The sequence below is a fragment of the Acinetobacter sp. GQ146 genome, from assembly GCF_059758585.1.
This window is the reverse complement of sequence record NZ_JCAXDV010000012.1, coordinates 30,144-45,276: the sequence shown is the minus strand read 5'-3', so window position 1 is coordinate 45,276 and position 15,133 is coordinate 30,144. Positions and strand designations below refer to the sequence as shown.

Annotated in this window: 13 protein-coding genes; 12 read left to right on the top strand and 1 reads right to left on the bottom strand. The window is 41.4% G+C overall.

Going from position 1 to position 15,133, the window contains the following annotated elements:
• The first annotated feature begins 175 nt into the window (after positions 1 to 175).
• From AC6CHI_RS15665 to hisC, 7 genes are all read left to right on the top strand, one after another.
• Positions 176 to 1,627 (top strand): RNA polymerase factor sigma-54, encoded by a 1,452-nt coding sequence (locus AC6CHI_RS15665; RefSeq protein WP_498122400.1) that lies wholly within the window; start codon positions 176 to 178, stop codon positions 1,625 to 1,627.
• Positions 1,628 to 1,797: 170 nt separating this feature from the next.
• The gene (gene hpf, locus AC6CHI_RS15660; protein WP_458893499.1) at positions 1,798 to 2,130 is read left to right on the top strand and encodes a ribosome hibernation-promoting factor, HPF/YfiA family; all 333 of its coding nucleotides are present in this window, start codon (positions 1,798 to 1,800) and stop codon (positions 2,128 to 2,130) included.
• Positions 2,131 to 2,269: 139 nt separating this feature from the next.
• On the top strand, positions 2,270 to 2,521 hold the full coding sequence (gene ibaG / locus AC6CHI_RS15655) for a BolA family iron metabolism protein IbaG (RefSeq protein WP_100242923.1): 252 nt from the start codon (positions 2,270 to 2,272) through the stop codon (positions 2,519 to 2,521).
• A 6-nt stretch (positions 2,522 to 2,527) separates the two neighbouring features.
• The gene (murA, locus tag AC6CHI_RS15650) at positions 2,528 to 3,787 is read left to right on the top strand and encodes a UDP-N-acetylglucosamine 1-carboxyvinyltransferase (RefSeq protein ID WP_458893498.1); all 1,260 of its coding nucleotides are present in this window, start codon (positions 2,528 to 2,530) and stop codon (positions 3,785 to 3,787) included.
• Positions 3,784 to 4,479 carry an ATP phosphoribosyltransferase gene (gene hisG, locus AC6CHI_RS15645; RefSeq protein WP_458893497.1) on the top strand — a complete coding sequence of 232 codons (696 nt, stop codon included), beginning with the start codon at positions 3,784 to 3,786 and terminating at the stop codon, positions 4,477 to 4,479. Before murA ends, hisG begins: the two co-directional genes overlap by 4 nt.
• Positions 4,480 to 4,674: 195 nt before the next feature.
• Entirely contained in the window at positions 4,675 to 5,979 is a 1,305-nt protein-coding gene (gene hisD / locus AC6CHI_RS15640) for a histidinol dehydrogenase (RefSeq protein ID WP_498122402.1), read from the top strand.
• 226 nt (positions 5,980 to 6,205) lie between these two features.
• Positions 6,206 to 7,297, top strand: a complete 1,092-nt coding sequence (hisC, locus tag AC6CHI_RS15635) for a histidinol-phosphate transaminase (protein ID WP_498122397.1) — start codon at positions 6,206 to 6,208, stop codon at positions 7,295 to 7,297.
• Here the strand turns inward: hisC and pabB are convergent.
• On the bottom strand, positions 7,294 to 8,631 hold the full coding sequence (pabB, locus tag AC6CHI_RS15630; protein ID WP_498122395.1) for an aminodeoxychorismate synthase component I: 1,338 nt from the start codon (positions 8,629 to 8,631) through the stop codon (positions 7,294 to 7,296). The two genes, hisC and pabB, sit on opposite strands and share 4 nt — an antisense overlap.
• Before the next feature lie 258 nt (positions 8,632 to 8,889).
• Here pabB and filA point away from each other — a divergent pair, with 258 nt between their 5' ends.
• The 5 genes from filA to filE all read left to right on the top strand — a co-directional run bounded on the left by filA (position 8,890) and on the right by filE (position 15,113).
• The gene (gene filA / locus AC6CHI_RS15625) at positions 8,890 to 9,879 is read left to right on the top strand and encodes a putative pilus system protein FilA (RefSeq protein WP_498122393.1); all 990 of its coding nucleotides are present in this window, start codon (positions 8,890 to 8,892) and stop codon (positions 9,877 to 9,879) included.
• A gap of 199 nt (positions 9,880 to 10,078) precedes the next feature.
• Positions 10,079 to 10,912, top strand: a complete 834-nt coding sequence (filB, locus tag AC6CHI_RS15620; protein WP_498122391.1) for a putative pilus system C39 family peptidase FilB — start codon at positions 10,079 to 10,081, stop codon at positions 10,910 to 10,912.
• Between the two features lie 35 nt (positions 10,913 to 10,947).
• Entirely contained in the window at positions 10,948 to 12,030 is a 1,083-nt protein-coding gene (gene filC, locus AC6CHI_RS15615) for a putative pilus system protein FilC (RefSeq protein ID WP_498122389.1), read from the top strand.
• Between the two features lie 12 nt (positions 12,031 to 12,042).
• Positions 12,043 to 13,707, top strand: coding sequence for a putative pilus system OmpP1/FadL family transporter FilD (gene filD, locus AC6CHI_RS15610; RefSeq protein ID WP_498122387.1), 1,665 nt, complete (start codon positions 12,043 to 12,045; stop codon positions 13,705 to 13,707).
• On the top strand, positions 13,701 to 15,113 hold the full coding sequence (filE, locus tag AC6CHI_RS15605; RefSeq protein ID WP_498122385.1) for a putative pilus assembly protein FilE: 1,413 nt from the start codon (positions 13,701 to 13,703) through the stop codon (positions 15,111 to 15,113). Before filD ends, filE begins: the two co-directional genes overlap by 7 nt.
• The last annotated feature ends 20 nt before the right edge of the window (positions 15,114 to 15,133 follow it).

Below are 15,133 nucleotides of genomic sequence, written 5' to 3'. Positions count from 1 at the left end.
TATAAGGAAATTAAGAAGAATTAAAATAAGATAAGCAATCCAATGGCTGTAAAAGTATCAATTAATCTTAGTGTAGCGCTTAAAAATTGTATGACTTTTACTAAAATTGTGCTATAAAAATATAAATAGGCATAAAAATTGCTTATATTTAATGATTAATAATGAGTAGGATTGTATGAAGTTATCGGTTGGACTTAAAGTTGCGAACTCATTGTCGTTGACACCTCAGTTGCAACAAGCCATTCGCTTGCTTCAATTATCTAGTTTAGAGTTGGAGCAAGAAATTCAAATTCAACTCGACAGTAACCCATTATTAGAAAAAGTTGAAGAGCAAAATAGTGTTGAAAGTTTAGCTAGTGTAGAAAAAGAACAAGAGAATAGTGATTTAACCAACGAATTAAATGCAGATCATTTACCTGATGATTTACCCGTTGATACGGATTGGGATGATGTCTATACGCATCAATCGACCAGTTTAGCGAGCCCTGAATTTGAAGAGCGTGAAGATAATCGCCAAGGTCATTTAGGTCTAAAAGAGCATATGCTGGAACAAATTAATTTACTGCACTTTTCTCAAATTGATCGTTTAATTGCCTATTGTATTATTGATTCCTTGGATGCTAAGGGTTTTTTAGAAGTTGATATTTCTGAAATCACCTCATCGGTTCAGCATCTTTTAGACTCGATGGATTATGCTGAAAGCGTTGAAGATGATGAAGTTATAGTGGTGTTAAAGCATATTCAACGTCTTGATCCTATTGGGATTGGTTCTAGAAATTTGGCTGAATGCTTAATGGTGCAACTGGAAAGTTTACCAATACAGACCACACATCGAAATGAAGCCATAATCTTACTGAAGCATTATGAGTTGCTGATTTCGAATGAACTTGCAAAGTTACTTAAACAAACAGGATTAAGTACTGAACAGTTAAAATCAGCCGTTAATTTGTTAAAAACATTAAAGGCTCATCCTGGTCTTGAGTTTGAAGATAAAGATTCGGATTATCAAATTCCTGATGTGGTAGTCATGAAGCGTCATGATCATTGGCAAGTTCAGCTCAATCCTGATGTGATGCCTAAATTAAGAATCAATTCTTTCTATGCCAATATGATTCGTCGCGCAGATCAAAGTGATGAAAATCAATATTTGCGCAACCAAATGCTAGAAGCCAAAAATTTTATTAAAAGTGTCGATGAGCGGCATAAAACCTTATTAAAAGTAGCTTCTTGTATTGTCGAACATCAAAAAGCATTCTTAGAAATTGGTGCTGAAGGCATGAAACCTTTAGTGCTGAGAGATATTGCTGAAGAAGTCGAGTTACATGAATCCACAGTTTCTCGAGTCACCACTAATAAGTATATGCTGACCCCGCGTGGCTTATTTGAATTGAAATATTTCTTTTCCAGTCATGTCGGAACTACATCGGGTGGTGAAGCTTCGTCTACCGCAATTCGCGCTAAAATTAAAAAAATGATTGCAGAAGAAAATATACGTAAGCCTTTGTCTGATAACGCAATTGCAAATATGTTGAAGGAAGAGGGGATTGATGTGGCAAGACGTACAGTGGCGAAGTATCGTGAATCGTTACATATTCCATCGTCTTCTGAACGAAAAGTCTTGATCTAAAATTTAAAGTATGGCTATTCTAGAGATTCATTATGACGAAATAATGAATCTCTTTTTTATTTTAAAGGATAGTTGAAATGCTTTGATCGGATTGTACAGATTCGTTTTCTGGCTGTGAAACATTTCGGCTGTACCTTTGCTAATCCTAAAAGAAGGTGAGGGATAGAATTATGCAAATAACAATTCGTGGTCATCATTTAACTATCACCCCTGCAATCGAAGAAAATATTCGTGATAAATTTGCCCAAATGACGAAGCATTTAGATCAAGTTAATAGTATGCAGGTGAAGCTGTCTAAAGATCATCAAATCGACAAACATTCTAAAAAAGGTAGTTCGAATCATATTGCGGAAGCTATCATTCGCTTACCTGGAATAGAATTGTTTGCTCAGGCAACGGCTGATGATATGTATACTTCAATCAAGTTATTAACAGAAAAATTAAAACGACAGCTAAATAAACATCGTGAATTACAGTTGGACTATGCACCTGTATTGGCTTAGTTGAACGCTGATTATAAGGAGGTTGATGTTAAACCTCCTTTTTTTATATATAAAAATTGTGCCTCGAATGCATTATTTTTCTTGATTTATAGTAAAATGGCGGGTTTTACACCATTGGTCCTATATAGAGGTCTTTGTCATGAATAGTGAACAGCTCACTGAAATTTTAAAAGCTGCTTTTCCTGAAGCTGAAGTTGCAGTTAGTGGGCAAGCTGGCAAGTTTGATCTTCGAATTGTTGATGATCAGTTTGAAGGTAAGCGTCCTGTTGCGCGTCAACAGACTGTTTATGCTCCCTTGAACTCTTATATTGCAAGTGGTGAAGTACATGCGGTAACAATTCGCGCGATGACAAAAGAAGAATGGCGCAAAGCAAGCCTGTTCGGAGCTTAAAAATTAATGGATAAGTTTTTAATTCAAGGTGGTATTAAGCTCGAAGGCGAAGTACGAATTTCAGGTGCAAAAAATGCAGCCTTGCCTTTACTTGCTGCAATGATTTTAGCCGATTCACCAATTACATTGACGAATGTTCCGCATTTAAAAGATGTGAATACTTTGGTGAAATTGATTGCTGGTTTGGGCATCACCATGACTTATGAAGGTGATACGGTTACTGCCGACACCTCGACTTTAGATAACCAATTCGCGCCTTATGAATTGGTTAAAACTATGCGTGCCTCTATCTTAGTGCTTGGTCCACTTGTTGCTCGTTATGGTAGTGCTAAAGTCTCTTTGCCTGGTGGCTGTGCGATTGGTTCTCGTCCAGTCGATCAGCATTTAAAAGCTTTAGAGGCTTTAGGGGCTGAGATTGAAGTCGAAAATGGTTATGTACATGCCAAAGTCGATGGCCGTTTAAAAGGCGGTGAAGTTGTCTTTGATATGGTGACCGTAGGTGGTACTGAAAATATTTTAATGGCAGCAGTGCTTGCCGATGGTGTTACGACGATTCGTAACGCTGCACGCGAACCTGAAATTACCGATCTTGCTAAAATGTTGATCAAGATGGGGGCTAAAATTGAAGGTTTGGATACCGATACCTTAGTGGTGACTGGTGTAGAAAGTTTACATGGCTGTGAATATGCAGTAGTTGCCGATCGTATCGAGACTGGTTCATATTTAGCAGCAGCTGCGATTACCGGTGGCCGCATTAAAACGACCCATACCGACCCGACATTGTTGGAATCTGTGCTAGATAAGTTTGAAGAAATGGGCGCAGAAGTGACCCGTGGTGATGACTGGATTGAGCTAGATATGATGGGCAAACGACCAAAAGCTGTTAGCTTCCGTACACTGCCACATCCTGAATTTCCAACCGATATGCAAGCGCAATTAATGGCTGTAAATGTCATTGGTCGTGGATTTGCTACGATTTCAGAAACGATTTTTGAAAACCGTTTTATGCATGTGCCTGAATTGTCTCGTATGGGTGCAAATATTGAAGTTGAAGGTAACGATGCAATTGTGACGGGCGTAGAAAAACTATCTGCAGCACCAGTCATGGCAACTGATTTACGTGCTTCTTTTTCATTGGTGCTTGCTGCTTTAGCGGCTGAAGGTGAAACATTGATTGACCGTATTTATCATATTGATCGCGGTTATGAAGATGTAGAAGCAAAATTACAAGGTTTAGGTGCTCAAATTAAGCGAGTAAGTGCATGAGTGACATGAGAAACGATGATCCTAATTTCAATGTAATGGGTAATTTTGATCATGGTTTAACATTGGCATTAAGTAAGGGGCGTATTCTTAAGGAAACTTTACCTTTACTTGAAACAGCAGGGATTAATTTACTTGAAGACCCTGATAAATCACGTAAATTGATTTTTCCAACCACCCATAAACAAGTGCGTATTTTAATTCTACGTGCTTCTGATGTACCGACCTACGTGGAAAATGGTGCAGCCGATTTGGGGGTGGCGGGTAAAGATGTATTGATGGAGCATGGGGCACAAAATGTCTATGAACCATTAGATCTTAAAATTGCCAACTGCAAGTTAATGACGGCAGGTAAGGTGGGGATGGAGCGTCCTAAGGGTCGTTTGAAGATTGCCACCAAGTATGTCAATTTAACCCGTCAGTACTATGCCAGCTTGGGTGAACAAGTGGATGTGATTAAGCTCTATGGTTCAATGGAGCTAGCACCGCTCGTTGGTTTAGGTGATTACATTGTGGATGTGGTGGATACAGGCAATACTTTACGCGCCAATGGTTTAGAACCCTTGGAAGAAATTTGCAAAGTGTCTTCACGTTTAATCGTAAATAAAGCGAGTTTTAAACGTAAACAAGCCTTGTTAAATCCCATTCTTGCACAGTTAGAAAAAGCGGTAGAAGAGCGTCAAGCGAAGAACTGATTTACGATTGTTCGAAATTAAAAGACTGCCAGTGCAGTCTTTTTCTTTTTGGGAGAATTGAAATTGATGATGATCTTTTCAGTCATACATTAATAACTGTAAAGGATTTTTCCCATAAAACTCAGATGCTGTAAGCTGATATCTTCCCCACAAAGGCAGTGAAACAAGGTAAACTTGGTCTTTCTTCTCAACCTTGTGGGTAAATTGATGCGACGTTTATCGACTCAAGATCAAAACTTCAAGCAGGCTTTTGCAGACTTGTTGGCTTTTGAAACTGTAAGTGATCCTGAACTTTTAAAAACCGTAGACCAAATCATCGCTGATGTTCGTCAGCATGGCGATGCTCATGTTCTAAAACTTACTCAGCAGTTCGATCGACATCCAGCGCATCAATTTTCTGATCTAGAACTGACTCAAACTCAATTAAAAGCGGCTTTTGACGGATTAGGCGCGGAGGTGCGGACTGCGCTTGAATTTGCAGCCGAGCGCATTCGTGAGTTTCACCAAGCACAAAAGCAAGAAGGTTGGACTTATGTTGATGCTTTGGGGAATACCTTAGGGCAAAAAGTGACACCTTTAGATCGTGTGGGTATTTATGTGCCTGGTGGTCTGGCGTCCTATCCATCTTCGGTATTAATGAATGCTGTACCCGCACATGTTGCTGGAGTTCCTGAAATTATTATGGTTGTACCCGCACCAAATGGTGACTTGAATCCATTGGTGCTTGCAGCTGCATATTTGGCTGGTGTGACGCGAGTATTTACCATTGGTGGTGCTCAAGCAGTCGCTGCGTTGGCGTATGGTACCGAAACGATTCCTTGTGTAGATAAAATCACGGGACCTGGCAACCGCTTTGTAGCTGCGGCGAAACGTGCAGTTTTTGGTCAAGTGGGCATTGATATGATTGCAGGGCCCTCTGAAATTTTAGTGTATGCCGAAGGTGAAAATAATGCGCAATGGCTGGCGATGGATGCTTTGTCCCAAGCTGAACATGATACGGTTGCACAAGCTATTTTTATCACACCGGATGAGCAACTGTTAAATGAGGTTGCACAAGCGATTGAAGAGCATTTAGCTGTCCTGCCTAAAGCTGAAATTGCACGTACTTCGATTGCCAATCGCGGGGCTTTGGTTTTGGTGAAAGATCGTCAGGAAGCCATTGATTTAATTAATCAGGTGGCACCAGAGCATTTGCAGTTGTGTCTCGATGATGCTCAAGCGATGGCGGAACAAATTCGCCATGCTGGCGCCATCTTTATGGGACGTTTCACGCCAGAAGCAATTGGGGATTATTGTGCAGGCCCGAATCACGTCTTACCGACTTCAGGTACAGCGAGATTTTCATCTCCATTAGGCGTTTACGATTTCCAAAAACGTTCTAGCTTAATCATGTGTTCGCAACAAGGGGTTAAACCTTTGGCTCAGACTGCGGATATTTTGGCACAGCAAGAAAATTTAGATGCGCATGCGCGATCTGCGCGTTACCGTTATCAGGACTAAGTCTGATGTTCCCTTCTTCAAAATGTGGAGAAGGGGCTTTCTGAGCTTGAGTGTATATATGATGTAGTCCAAAGTGTTCTGTGTAGCCTAAACGAGGTTTAGGCAGAGCTGAAACCGGAAATGTTAGAGATGTATGTCAGCTTCAATTAAGCTAGCCGCATTAAAAATAATTTTTCCTCAGCTTGGCTGAACAGTTTTTGGGTACAAAAAGATAAGAGAAATGAAGATGTCGACCATCACTACTGAACAAATGCGTTTTTGGAGTCCAGAAGTACGTGAGTTAGAACCTTATGTCCCTGGCGAGCAGCCCAAAATTCAAAATTTATTAAAATTAAATACCAACGAAAACCCTTATCCGCCTTCACCTAAAGTGGTTGCAGCGGTGCAAGCACTGTTAGTGAACTCTGCAGATATTTTACGCTTATATCCAGATCCTGATGCGATGGCTTTAAAGCAGGCGATTGCACAACAACAACAGGTGGATGTGAACCATGTATTTGTGGGCAATGGCTCAGATGAGGTTTTAGCACACATTTTTAAAGCCTTTTTTGTACAAGAAAAGCCGATTCTATATCCAGATATTACTTATAGCTTTTATCCTGTATATAGTCAGTTTTTTGGGGTAAATACACAAATTTTACCGCTGAACGAGAAATTCGAGATCGAGGTTGACGATTACAAGCAGGAAAATGGCGGTATCATTATCACCAATCCAAATGCTCCAACCAGTATCGCTTTAGGCTTGTCTGCGATTGAAGAAATACTGCAAGCAAATCCAAATTCTGTGGTGGTAATCGATGAAGCTTACGTCGATTTTGGTGCAGAATCTGCGGTTAAATTAGTGGAAAAGTATGGAAATCTAGTGGTGTGTCAAACCACGTCCAAATCACGTTCTTTAGCGGGCTTACGAGTTGGTTTTGCAATTGGTCAGCCGCATTTAATCGCTGCACTTGAAGCTGTGAAAAATAGTTTTAACTCTTATCCGATTGACCGTTTTGCAATTGCAGCAGCCGTCGCCTCATTTGAAGATCAGGCCTATTTTGAACAGCAATGTGAAAAAGTCATTCGCAGTCGAGAGCAATTAGTCACTGAACTGCAAGCGATGGGTTTTCATGTGCTACCTTCAAAAGCCAACTTTATTTTTGCATCCTTACCGGGTAAAGATGCAGGAGAGCTGGCAGCAGAATTGCGTGCTTGTGGCATTATTGTGCGTTACTTCAATAAGCCACGAATCAATCAGTTCCTAAGGATTACCATCGGAACAGATGAGCAAAATCAACGTTTAATCGAAACCTTAAAGCAAGATATTCTCGCTTAAGGATGAGTTTTCTGCCATGTATTGAGTAAGTTCAGCATGGCAGAAACTTTATCAAAACATTCCTGATATTCCGCATCACAATCTGATGCAATAGTGATTCCGCCACCGGCCCAGAGTGAAAGGTCTTGTTGCGATTTTTGAATGGATCGAATCAAGATATTCCAGCAACCCGTGCCATCAAAATTAAAATACCCAAGCGAACCACAATAGGCACCTCGCGGAGCACCTTCAAGTTCTTCAATGATTTGCATCGCGCGGATTTTAGGTGCACCAGTAATCGATCCTCCTGGTAATGCTGCCATTAAAACCTCTAGGGGATTTACCTCAGGTTTGAGCGTAGCCCTCACTTCACTGACCATATGATGAACCTGATTAAAGGATTCAATTTCAAAAAGTTTTGGAGTTTTCACAGAACCTGTTTCAGCATAAACACTTAAGTCATTGCGAAGCAAATCAACGATCATGACATTTTCAGCCTGATCTTTCGGGGATTGTTTTAATTTTAATTTAGATTGTTCATCGCGTTGAGGATCGGCATAGCGTGGCATGGTTCCCTTAATCGGTTTGGTCACCAGTTCTCGATCTGCTAAAAATTCGATAAACAGTTCGGGAGAGCAACTTAATAATTCAAATCCTTCAGTTTTTAGATAACCTGAGTAAGGGGCGTCAGTGAGCTGCCAAAAGTCTTGAGCAACCGATAATAAGCGACCTTCGGCTTGCCCCATAAACTCTTGGGTGAGGTTAATTTGATAACAGTCACCAGCCCGAATGTAGTCTTGAACCTGAGCAAAAGCATGTTGATATTGTGGTTTGCTCCAACGTGCTTGGCAAGCCTGAGTCAGTTGCAAGGCATCAATGTTACTAACTCGATTTAATTGGGTTTGAATGAATGAATACAGTTGTTCAGCTTCGGCTTCATCACTGTAAAAATACCAACCATCTTCGGTGTATTTCAGATAACTGTGAAAAAGACCAAGCCAATAAGCAGGTTGATCTTTTGAGTGAACATTCACGTGCTGACCACTGGCAAAGTCATAACCAATAAAGCCCATCAGTCCACCATTGAAGCCTTTGTTCGAGCTGTCTTGATAGGCCGATGGCTTAAAGTCTAAGGCTGTTTCAACTTGTTGATATTGGTAGTTTGGGGTTCGCTGATAGGTTTCACGCTTTCCATTTTTTACCCATTCAAATTCGACTGGTAAAAATGCAATGACAGGGGCGTGGTTATTCTTAAGGTAAATGAAATGTGATAAATCATCTAGACGAGAAAGAATATCTTGAATACTAAGAGATTGATCAAAAAGAATTTTATGGGAGAAAGAAGGGGTGGTCATACACTCGGAGCAAGCTTTCGTCAAAACGATATTTTATAGTTTACTCGAATGTGAAGGAAACAATACAGTAAATACCGTTTGTCGGTAAGATTCATATTGCGACCAACAGCAGTTGAACAAAAAATAACAGACATATAACGTTGTCAGGGCCAACGGATCGCTCAAGGAAAAATGTGGCGCTGTCGAAAAACAAATAAAACAGCGGTTACATCGAGTGGTTGACACTAAAGAAAAATAATACTCTTGGGAGAGTGGAACATGAAAAATTTGACTAAACTTGTTTTAGTTTCTTCGATGGCTATTAGCGCGAATGCGATGGCTATGCAAGCAATGGATGATGCTGCATTAAGCGCGGCAACGGGTCAAGATGGTTTAAATATCGGAATTGGCATTTCTAAGGTTGAAATTGAAAAGCTATTCATACATGACAATGATGGTTATACGAATTCAGCTTTAGGTGGAACGTCTACTGCTGGTGCAATCGTGATTAAGGGTAATGGCAAAACGGGTGATGCGAATGAAACCAAGGGTATTGTGATTGGTGCCAACTATGACAATGCTGGCGCATATTTATTAGCTTCACGTAACCTTGCAGATTTAACCATTGATAGCGACGCAGGGACTACGGGTACGGGTGGTGCTTTCTTAAATATTGGTGCGCAAGTTTCTGGTTTAGATATTAAAATTGGTGAAATCGGAGTAACAGGCTCGGGTGCGCTCCCAACTGCAGCTTCTACAAGTATTCGTCGTGGTGGGGATGATACGAACTACAATGCAATTTTATCTGGCTTATCTTTAAAAACAGGACCGATGTCTGCCAATATTCAATTGGGTGCAGCGCCTCAAGGTGCGATGGTGAAATTGAATGCACAAATGATTGGTGGTCTAGAAATTACCAATTTAGGTATTTTAGATAATTCAACTAAGCAGGGTAATGGTGATGGTACCGCAGGTAACCGTGCAGCAGGTCAAATCTTTGTGGAGAGCATTAAAGTTGCTGATGCCAATGCAAAAGATTTAACCTTGAATCAATCGATTAGCGTCATTGGTGCTGAAGGTGCAAACAACGGCTATTTACGTATTATTAGCTCAAGCGGCCCAGTAGATAACTATGTGAAAGGAGTTCATTTGGGTAGCCAAGGTGCAGCATCAATTGGTGATGTAGAGGTTCAAGGTTTACAAACTTATTACAGCCCATCTATGGGAGCTTATACTCCTGGCGCTGTAATCACGATTTCTGGTCACTAATCGCTTCCATATAAAAAGCGCGTGAGTTCACGCGCTTTTTTTTACAAAAAATATTCAATTCATCGAAAAAAGTAAGAAAAAGCTGTTTCTTTTTTGAAAAAAAAGGTATCTTTCAAAACACATGGAAGTATAGAGTTTTTACTCTAGAAAAATAATAAACTTCAGGCACATCATGCCGAAAACTAGAAAGTTAGGAAATATGTTAGAGATCGCATTGGGCTCGGCATTGATGTATTTTTTTGCCACACAAGCCTTTGAAATCAAAGAAAAACCACCTGAGACTGTTTATTACACAGAAACCCTAGATTCACGGCAAGACTCCTTTACCCGGATGCATCGTGAGACTGTACAAATTCAGCCCGCAATCATTGATCAGTTCCGTGGCATCGTTCGACAAGCCTATGATTACAGCTGTGGGTCGGCTGCATTAACCACCTTATTAAATGGTTATGTTGGGACGCAACTCACTGAACAGCAAACCATGACGGGTTTACTGAAATTTGGTGAATCTGAACGCATTATTGAGCGTCGAAGCTTTTCGTTATTGGACATGAAACGATTTGTCGCGGCTTTGGGCTTGGAAAGTGGGGGTTACAAAGGAGAGTTTTCCGATTTAGTTGCCCAAGGCCAACCCGCTATAGTTCCGATTTCCTACGCGGGCTTTAAACATTTTGTCGTGTACAAGGCGTATAAGGATGGCCGTGTCTATGTAGCCGATCCTGCGTTGGGCAATATTAGTTTTGATGAAGAGCGCTTTAAGCAAGTTTGGGAAAATAACACCTTATTTTTAATTAGCGTGCCACCAGAGCAGCGCAAAAATTTATTGGCATTACAGGAAAGTGATATGCGCCATGTTGAGGATGCAACCGTCAACCGTTACGCATTAGTTGATATCCAATATCCGCAGTTTTATATGGAAAAACTGGCGGATCGGGGAGCAACGACCTCAAGAATTGTCAATAATAACCCTGAATCAGAGATGAACGGCCAATATGTTGATCGACATTTACGCCTATATTACAAAAGCAAATAGCACAGTTTAAAGCAAATAAAAAAAGAATAGAGTGGATGGAAATGAAAAATCAATGGATGAATAAAACATTATTGCTACTGAGTATCCAAGTCTTAATGGGGGCTGCTTATGCAGCGGATACCGTAACAGAAGCGCAAGGAACGTCAGCTTCAGCAAATGTGGAAAATGAGAGTGTCGCCAATCCTCAAGAAGCTTCAACTGCATTACAGCAACAAGAAGGCGATGCCACCAAGCAAACCAATCTTGAAGAGGTCTTTACCTCAAATGAGCGTCAATACTCTCTCATTAAACAAGGTGATATCTCTGCATTTTATGATGTGGATTATACCTATTATCGAGATACTCAATTAGATTTAGAGATGGCACAAGGGAGTCTGTATCAATTACGTGTACAGGAAAATGCCAGCCATACTTTAACCAATACCTTCACCGTTCAGTATGGTGTTTTAGATAATTTAACTTTGACTGCATCCTTACCTTTGGTGGCAAAAACCGATAATTTAAAAGATACCTCAACGGCGGGTTTAGGCGATATTTCCTTTGGCACGCGCTGGGAACCCTTCCCACTAAAAACAGGACGTATACCGCTGATTTTATTTGGTAATGTATCAACCAAAACAGGAGATAGTCCTTATGAGATTAACCCAATCACCGATTTAGCGACTGGTAAGGGCTATTATTCTGTGGGTGTTGGAGCAAGTACACGTAAATATATTGACCCAGTGGTACTTTTTGCATCTGTTTCAGCCAATTATGGTTTCAAAGAAACAGGACTAGACCAGCGTCGCGGTCCGCGCGTGATTGAAGAATTTGATCCAGGCATGAGTGGTGGCTTTTCATTCGGATTTGCCTATTCATTTAACTATGATGTCTCGATGACGATGTCCTATCAACAAAGTTTTAATACTGGGGCGGAGTTCCTATATACCTCTGGCGAAAGTTACTCTCCAGCCGATCAAACCAGTTCAACCTTTGCAATTTCATTGGGTGTCCGCGTTTCACCAGAAACCATTGTGAATGGCACCTTAGGCATTGGTTTGACCGAAGATGCACCTGATGTCTCCCTAGGGTTGTCTTTGCCACTAGATATTGCTGGCTTTGGTAAAAAAATTAGCTAAGAGGGCGGTCGCATGTACAAGGTACGACTTAGCCCGTTAGTTTCAGCGATAATTTTATCGGGCTGTTCAAGTATGGCTTTTGCTCAACTCGGGCAAAATCTATCTGTAGATATTCGTTCACTGGCAATGGGGAATGCTGTTACGGCGGACCCACCTGGGGTCAGTGCTGTGCATTATAACCCCGCAGCATTAACCAAAATTGAAGGTTTACAAACAGATGTACAAGGAATCTTGGCCAATTTTAATATTCAGCGGCAATATTCTGCCCCTGAAGGTTATAACGTTTTTGGTTATTCAGATGATCCTTTAATTTGTAATGATGGACCAGAAGTCGCTTCAGATTTGTGCACCGACTATAAGGGCAGCGTTAATGGCGATGTTGAATATATTAGTTTGTATGTACCTTTTCTGAAGAAAGTTGTGGATTTAGGCGAAGGCATGCCAATGCTTGCCCCGACAGCAGGCGCTGCCTATAAGCCGCCAGGTTCGAAAATGACCTTTGCTACAGCATTTTATGCACCGCTTGTCGCAGGATTTGGGGCAGAAAATGGGAATCCGAGTAACTTTATGGGACAGCAGGTTGCTTTGGAGCGGTTTACTTATTTGTCCCCCTCAATCGCTTTTGAAGTCAATGATGAACTTTCAATCGGTGCCTCTGTGGGCATGTCCTATCAGGCTTTTGCGCTAAAAACGGATTTGCGTTTTCCCAATGAGATGATTGGGATGTTGCGCATGATTGATGAAGTGGTGTGTACGCCATTTAAAGACAATTCAGACGTCATTACCGATATTTTGTTACTCGGGATATGTAATGCCGAGGAGGGAATGAACCCGTTTGGTCTGTTTGGTCGAATGGAAGTGGCTATGGAGCAATCTTTGAGTCCCAGTTTTAACCTTGGGGTGATGTGGGAGCCTACGGATGATTTCAGCTTTGGTATGGTTTATCAAAGTGCAGCGAAAATGCGCCTAAAAGGTAAATATACGATTGATAACTCCAAAGCACCGCGAGAGTTAATTAATGGCTTGATGTCATCACCGACTGGGCAAATCCTTGCCGCGATTCTAGGCTTTCCGCAAAGTATTCCTGCTTCGGAGTCGGGTTTGGTATCTATGGATTTTGAATATCCGCAGCATATTCAAGCTGGGATTAAATATAAAATTTTACCGGATTTACAGGTGAATTTTGATGTGGGCTGGACCGATTATCGCGCTTGGGACAAATTTAAGTTTGAATTTGACCGCTCAATTTCAGCCTTGAAAATTGCGAAGTTGTTATCTCCAGATATTACTGACAATAGTCTGGCCTTACCGCTACGTTTTGATTCGCCATGGAACTATGGCATAGGCATAGAGTATTCCGCAACGGATCGTCTGAAATTGCGTGCAGGCTATGAACCGCGAACCAGTGCAATTCCTGATGATAAACGTAATACCATGGTCCCGATCAATAATGCGCAATTGTTTGGTCTAGGAGTGGGGTATCGATTTGATGCGGATACCGATCTTGACTTATCTATTGGTTATTTACGCAGTAAGGACAGTATCCCAGCCAATACCAGTACTTTATCGAATCAAACTGGGGTGAATAATATTTTATTAAACCCTTATGCGGGGCTGAATGTGAAAACAGAAACCAATCTCACAATTTTAGGGTTGAGCTATCGTACAAAATGGTAAGAACAAAGAAGATAAATTGGCGAGTGACAAGCGTGCCATCAACCCTGCTGTTCATGTGTGGGGCTATGGCATGCGCGGTACATGCAGCAGAGTTTTATACCATTATTGGTCCTGATGGTCGTCCAATGGTGGTGCCGCGCGTCACTTCCGAGATCAAGAAAACTGACGTACACAAGCAGGTTTCGGAGAGTAAGCCAGCGTTGACGCAAACCTTAAAAAATAATCCTCACGGTGTTCAAGCTGCTCAGGCAGAGCCATTGTCTGAACTTTCCAAAATGGAACAACCGCAGCACACATCGGTTCCAGTTAATCAAACAGCCGTGAGCCATGCCAAACCTTTAGCGCAGAAGCCAGTTCCAGTCATAACCACTCAAAATAGGGCATTAACAAGCATAGCAGTGACTGCACTTCAGCAACCGCCCACTTCAAAGGTAGAAATTCAGAAATCAGCGCCAGTGAATAGGCTATCGGATCCGGAACAAGATGTGCACAAAGCTAGTGCAATCACGGTTCAGCAAAGCGAGGCGAAACCAGCGCTTGAAAACGTTGTTGAACCGCTGCATCAACCTACAACCATCGCTACAGATTCTATGTCAGCGACATCGGTTGAGCGGGCTTTGCACCAAATTGAAACCAATATGGCATTTGAAAAAGCGAGCCGATTAGCGACCCCACCCAATACAAGTTCACATACATCTGCATCGAATGGTTTTTTAGAAGTGAATGGCGAACGCTATGTCAAAAATGAATATTTAGAAGGGCAAGAGTTTAACTTAGAAAATAAAAAGCGCTTTTATGTCATGCCAGAAGGTGTGGTAGATAAGGAGTTGGGTGCACCACGACTACAAGTGATTGAACGGGAAAAAGGGGTTAATAAAGGGGTATTGAATCGTCTGTTTAACACGCAACAAAAGGATGAAAGTTCAGTCATTACCTTATCAACTCAATATTACCCAATTGCTAAAGAGCAAGTGGTTCAGAGTCTTGGACAAGCGTGTTATCGCGATAAAAAAATACAGAAAGCCAAAGTGCTGAAAGCACAGCAGGACGTCAATGTTTGGGCACGGCAACCTTTAAAAGATCAGTTTGATTATGAAGTGGTGGCGGTACAGGCGGGAATTCAAAATGTGCAGTTAAGTTCCTATGCTGCAAGTCAACATCAGCCGAGTTTTTATTGGCCTTTTGTGGTGTTTTTGGATCAATCCGGTTGTGTCATAGAAGGGGTAACGGGTTTTAAAAATCAAGATCGGCTGGGGAATACTTATCGCTATGCAGTGATGGACGGTATGTTACAACTGCCTGCTCAAACCCGATACATTTTTATGACGCCGTTACTTTCGGCTGTCGATGTTGAAGATCAAAAACTCAGTAATCAGGGACAAATCAAGCTAACCGCAATTCGTTAGTAGAATTTAAGAGTAATAGG

What these genes read in the sequence shown, in the direction of transcription:
- filE (WP_498122385.1), top strand. Translation starts at nt 13,701, where the DNA reads ATGGTAAGAACAAAGAAGATAAATTGGCGAGTGACAAGCGTGCCATCA.
- hisC (WP_498122397.1), top strand. Translation starts at nt 6,206, where the DNA reads ATGTCGACCATCACTACTGAACAAATGCGTTTTTGGAGTCCAGAAGTA.
- ibaG (WP_100242923.1), top strand. Translation starts at nt 2,270, where the DNA reads ATGAATAGTGAACAGCTCACTGAAATTTTAAAAGCTGCTTTTCCTGAA.
- filA (WP_498122393.1), top strand. Translation starts at nt 8,890, where the DNA reads ATGAAAAATTTGACTAAACTTGTTTTAGTTTCTTCGATGGCTATTAGC.
- AC6CHI_RS15665 (WP_498122400.1), top strand. Translation starts at nt 176, where the DNA reads ATGAAGTTATCGGTTGGACTTAAAGTTGCGAACTCATTGTCGTTGACA.
- filD (WP_498122387.1), top strand. Translation starts at nt 12,043, where the DNA reads ATGTACAAGGTACGACTTAGCCCGTTAGTTTCAGCGATAATTTTATCG.
- hpf (WP_458893499.1), top strand. Translation starts at nt 1,798, where the DNA reads ATGCAAATAACAATTCGTGGTCATCATTTAACTATCACCCCTGCAATC.
- pabB (WP_498122395.1), bottom strand. Translation starts at nt 8,631, where the DNA reads ATGACCACCCCTTCTTTCTCCCATAAAATTCTTTTTGATCAATCTCTT.
- hisG (WP_458893497.1), top strand. Translation starts at nt 3,784, where the DNA reads ATGAGTGACATGAGAAACGATGATCCTAATTTCAATGTAATGGGTAAT.
- filB (WP_498122391.1), top strand. Translation starts at nt 10,079, where the DNA reads ATGTTAGAGATCGCATTGGGCTCGGCATTGATGTATTTTTTTGCCACA.
- filC (WP_498122389.1), top strand. Translation starts at nt 10,948, where the DNA reads ATGGAAATGAAAAATCAATGGATGAATAAAACATTATTGCTACTGAGT.
- murA (WP_458893498.1), top strand. Translation starts at nt 2,528, where the DNA reads ATGGATAAGTTTTTAATTCAAGGTGGTATTAAGCTCGAAGGCGAAGTA.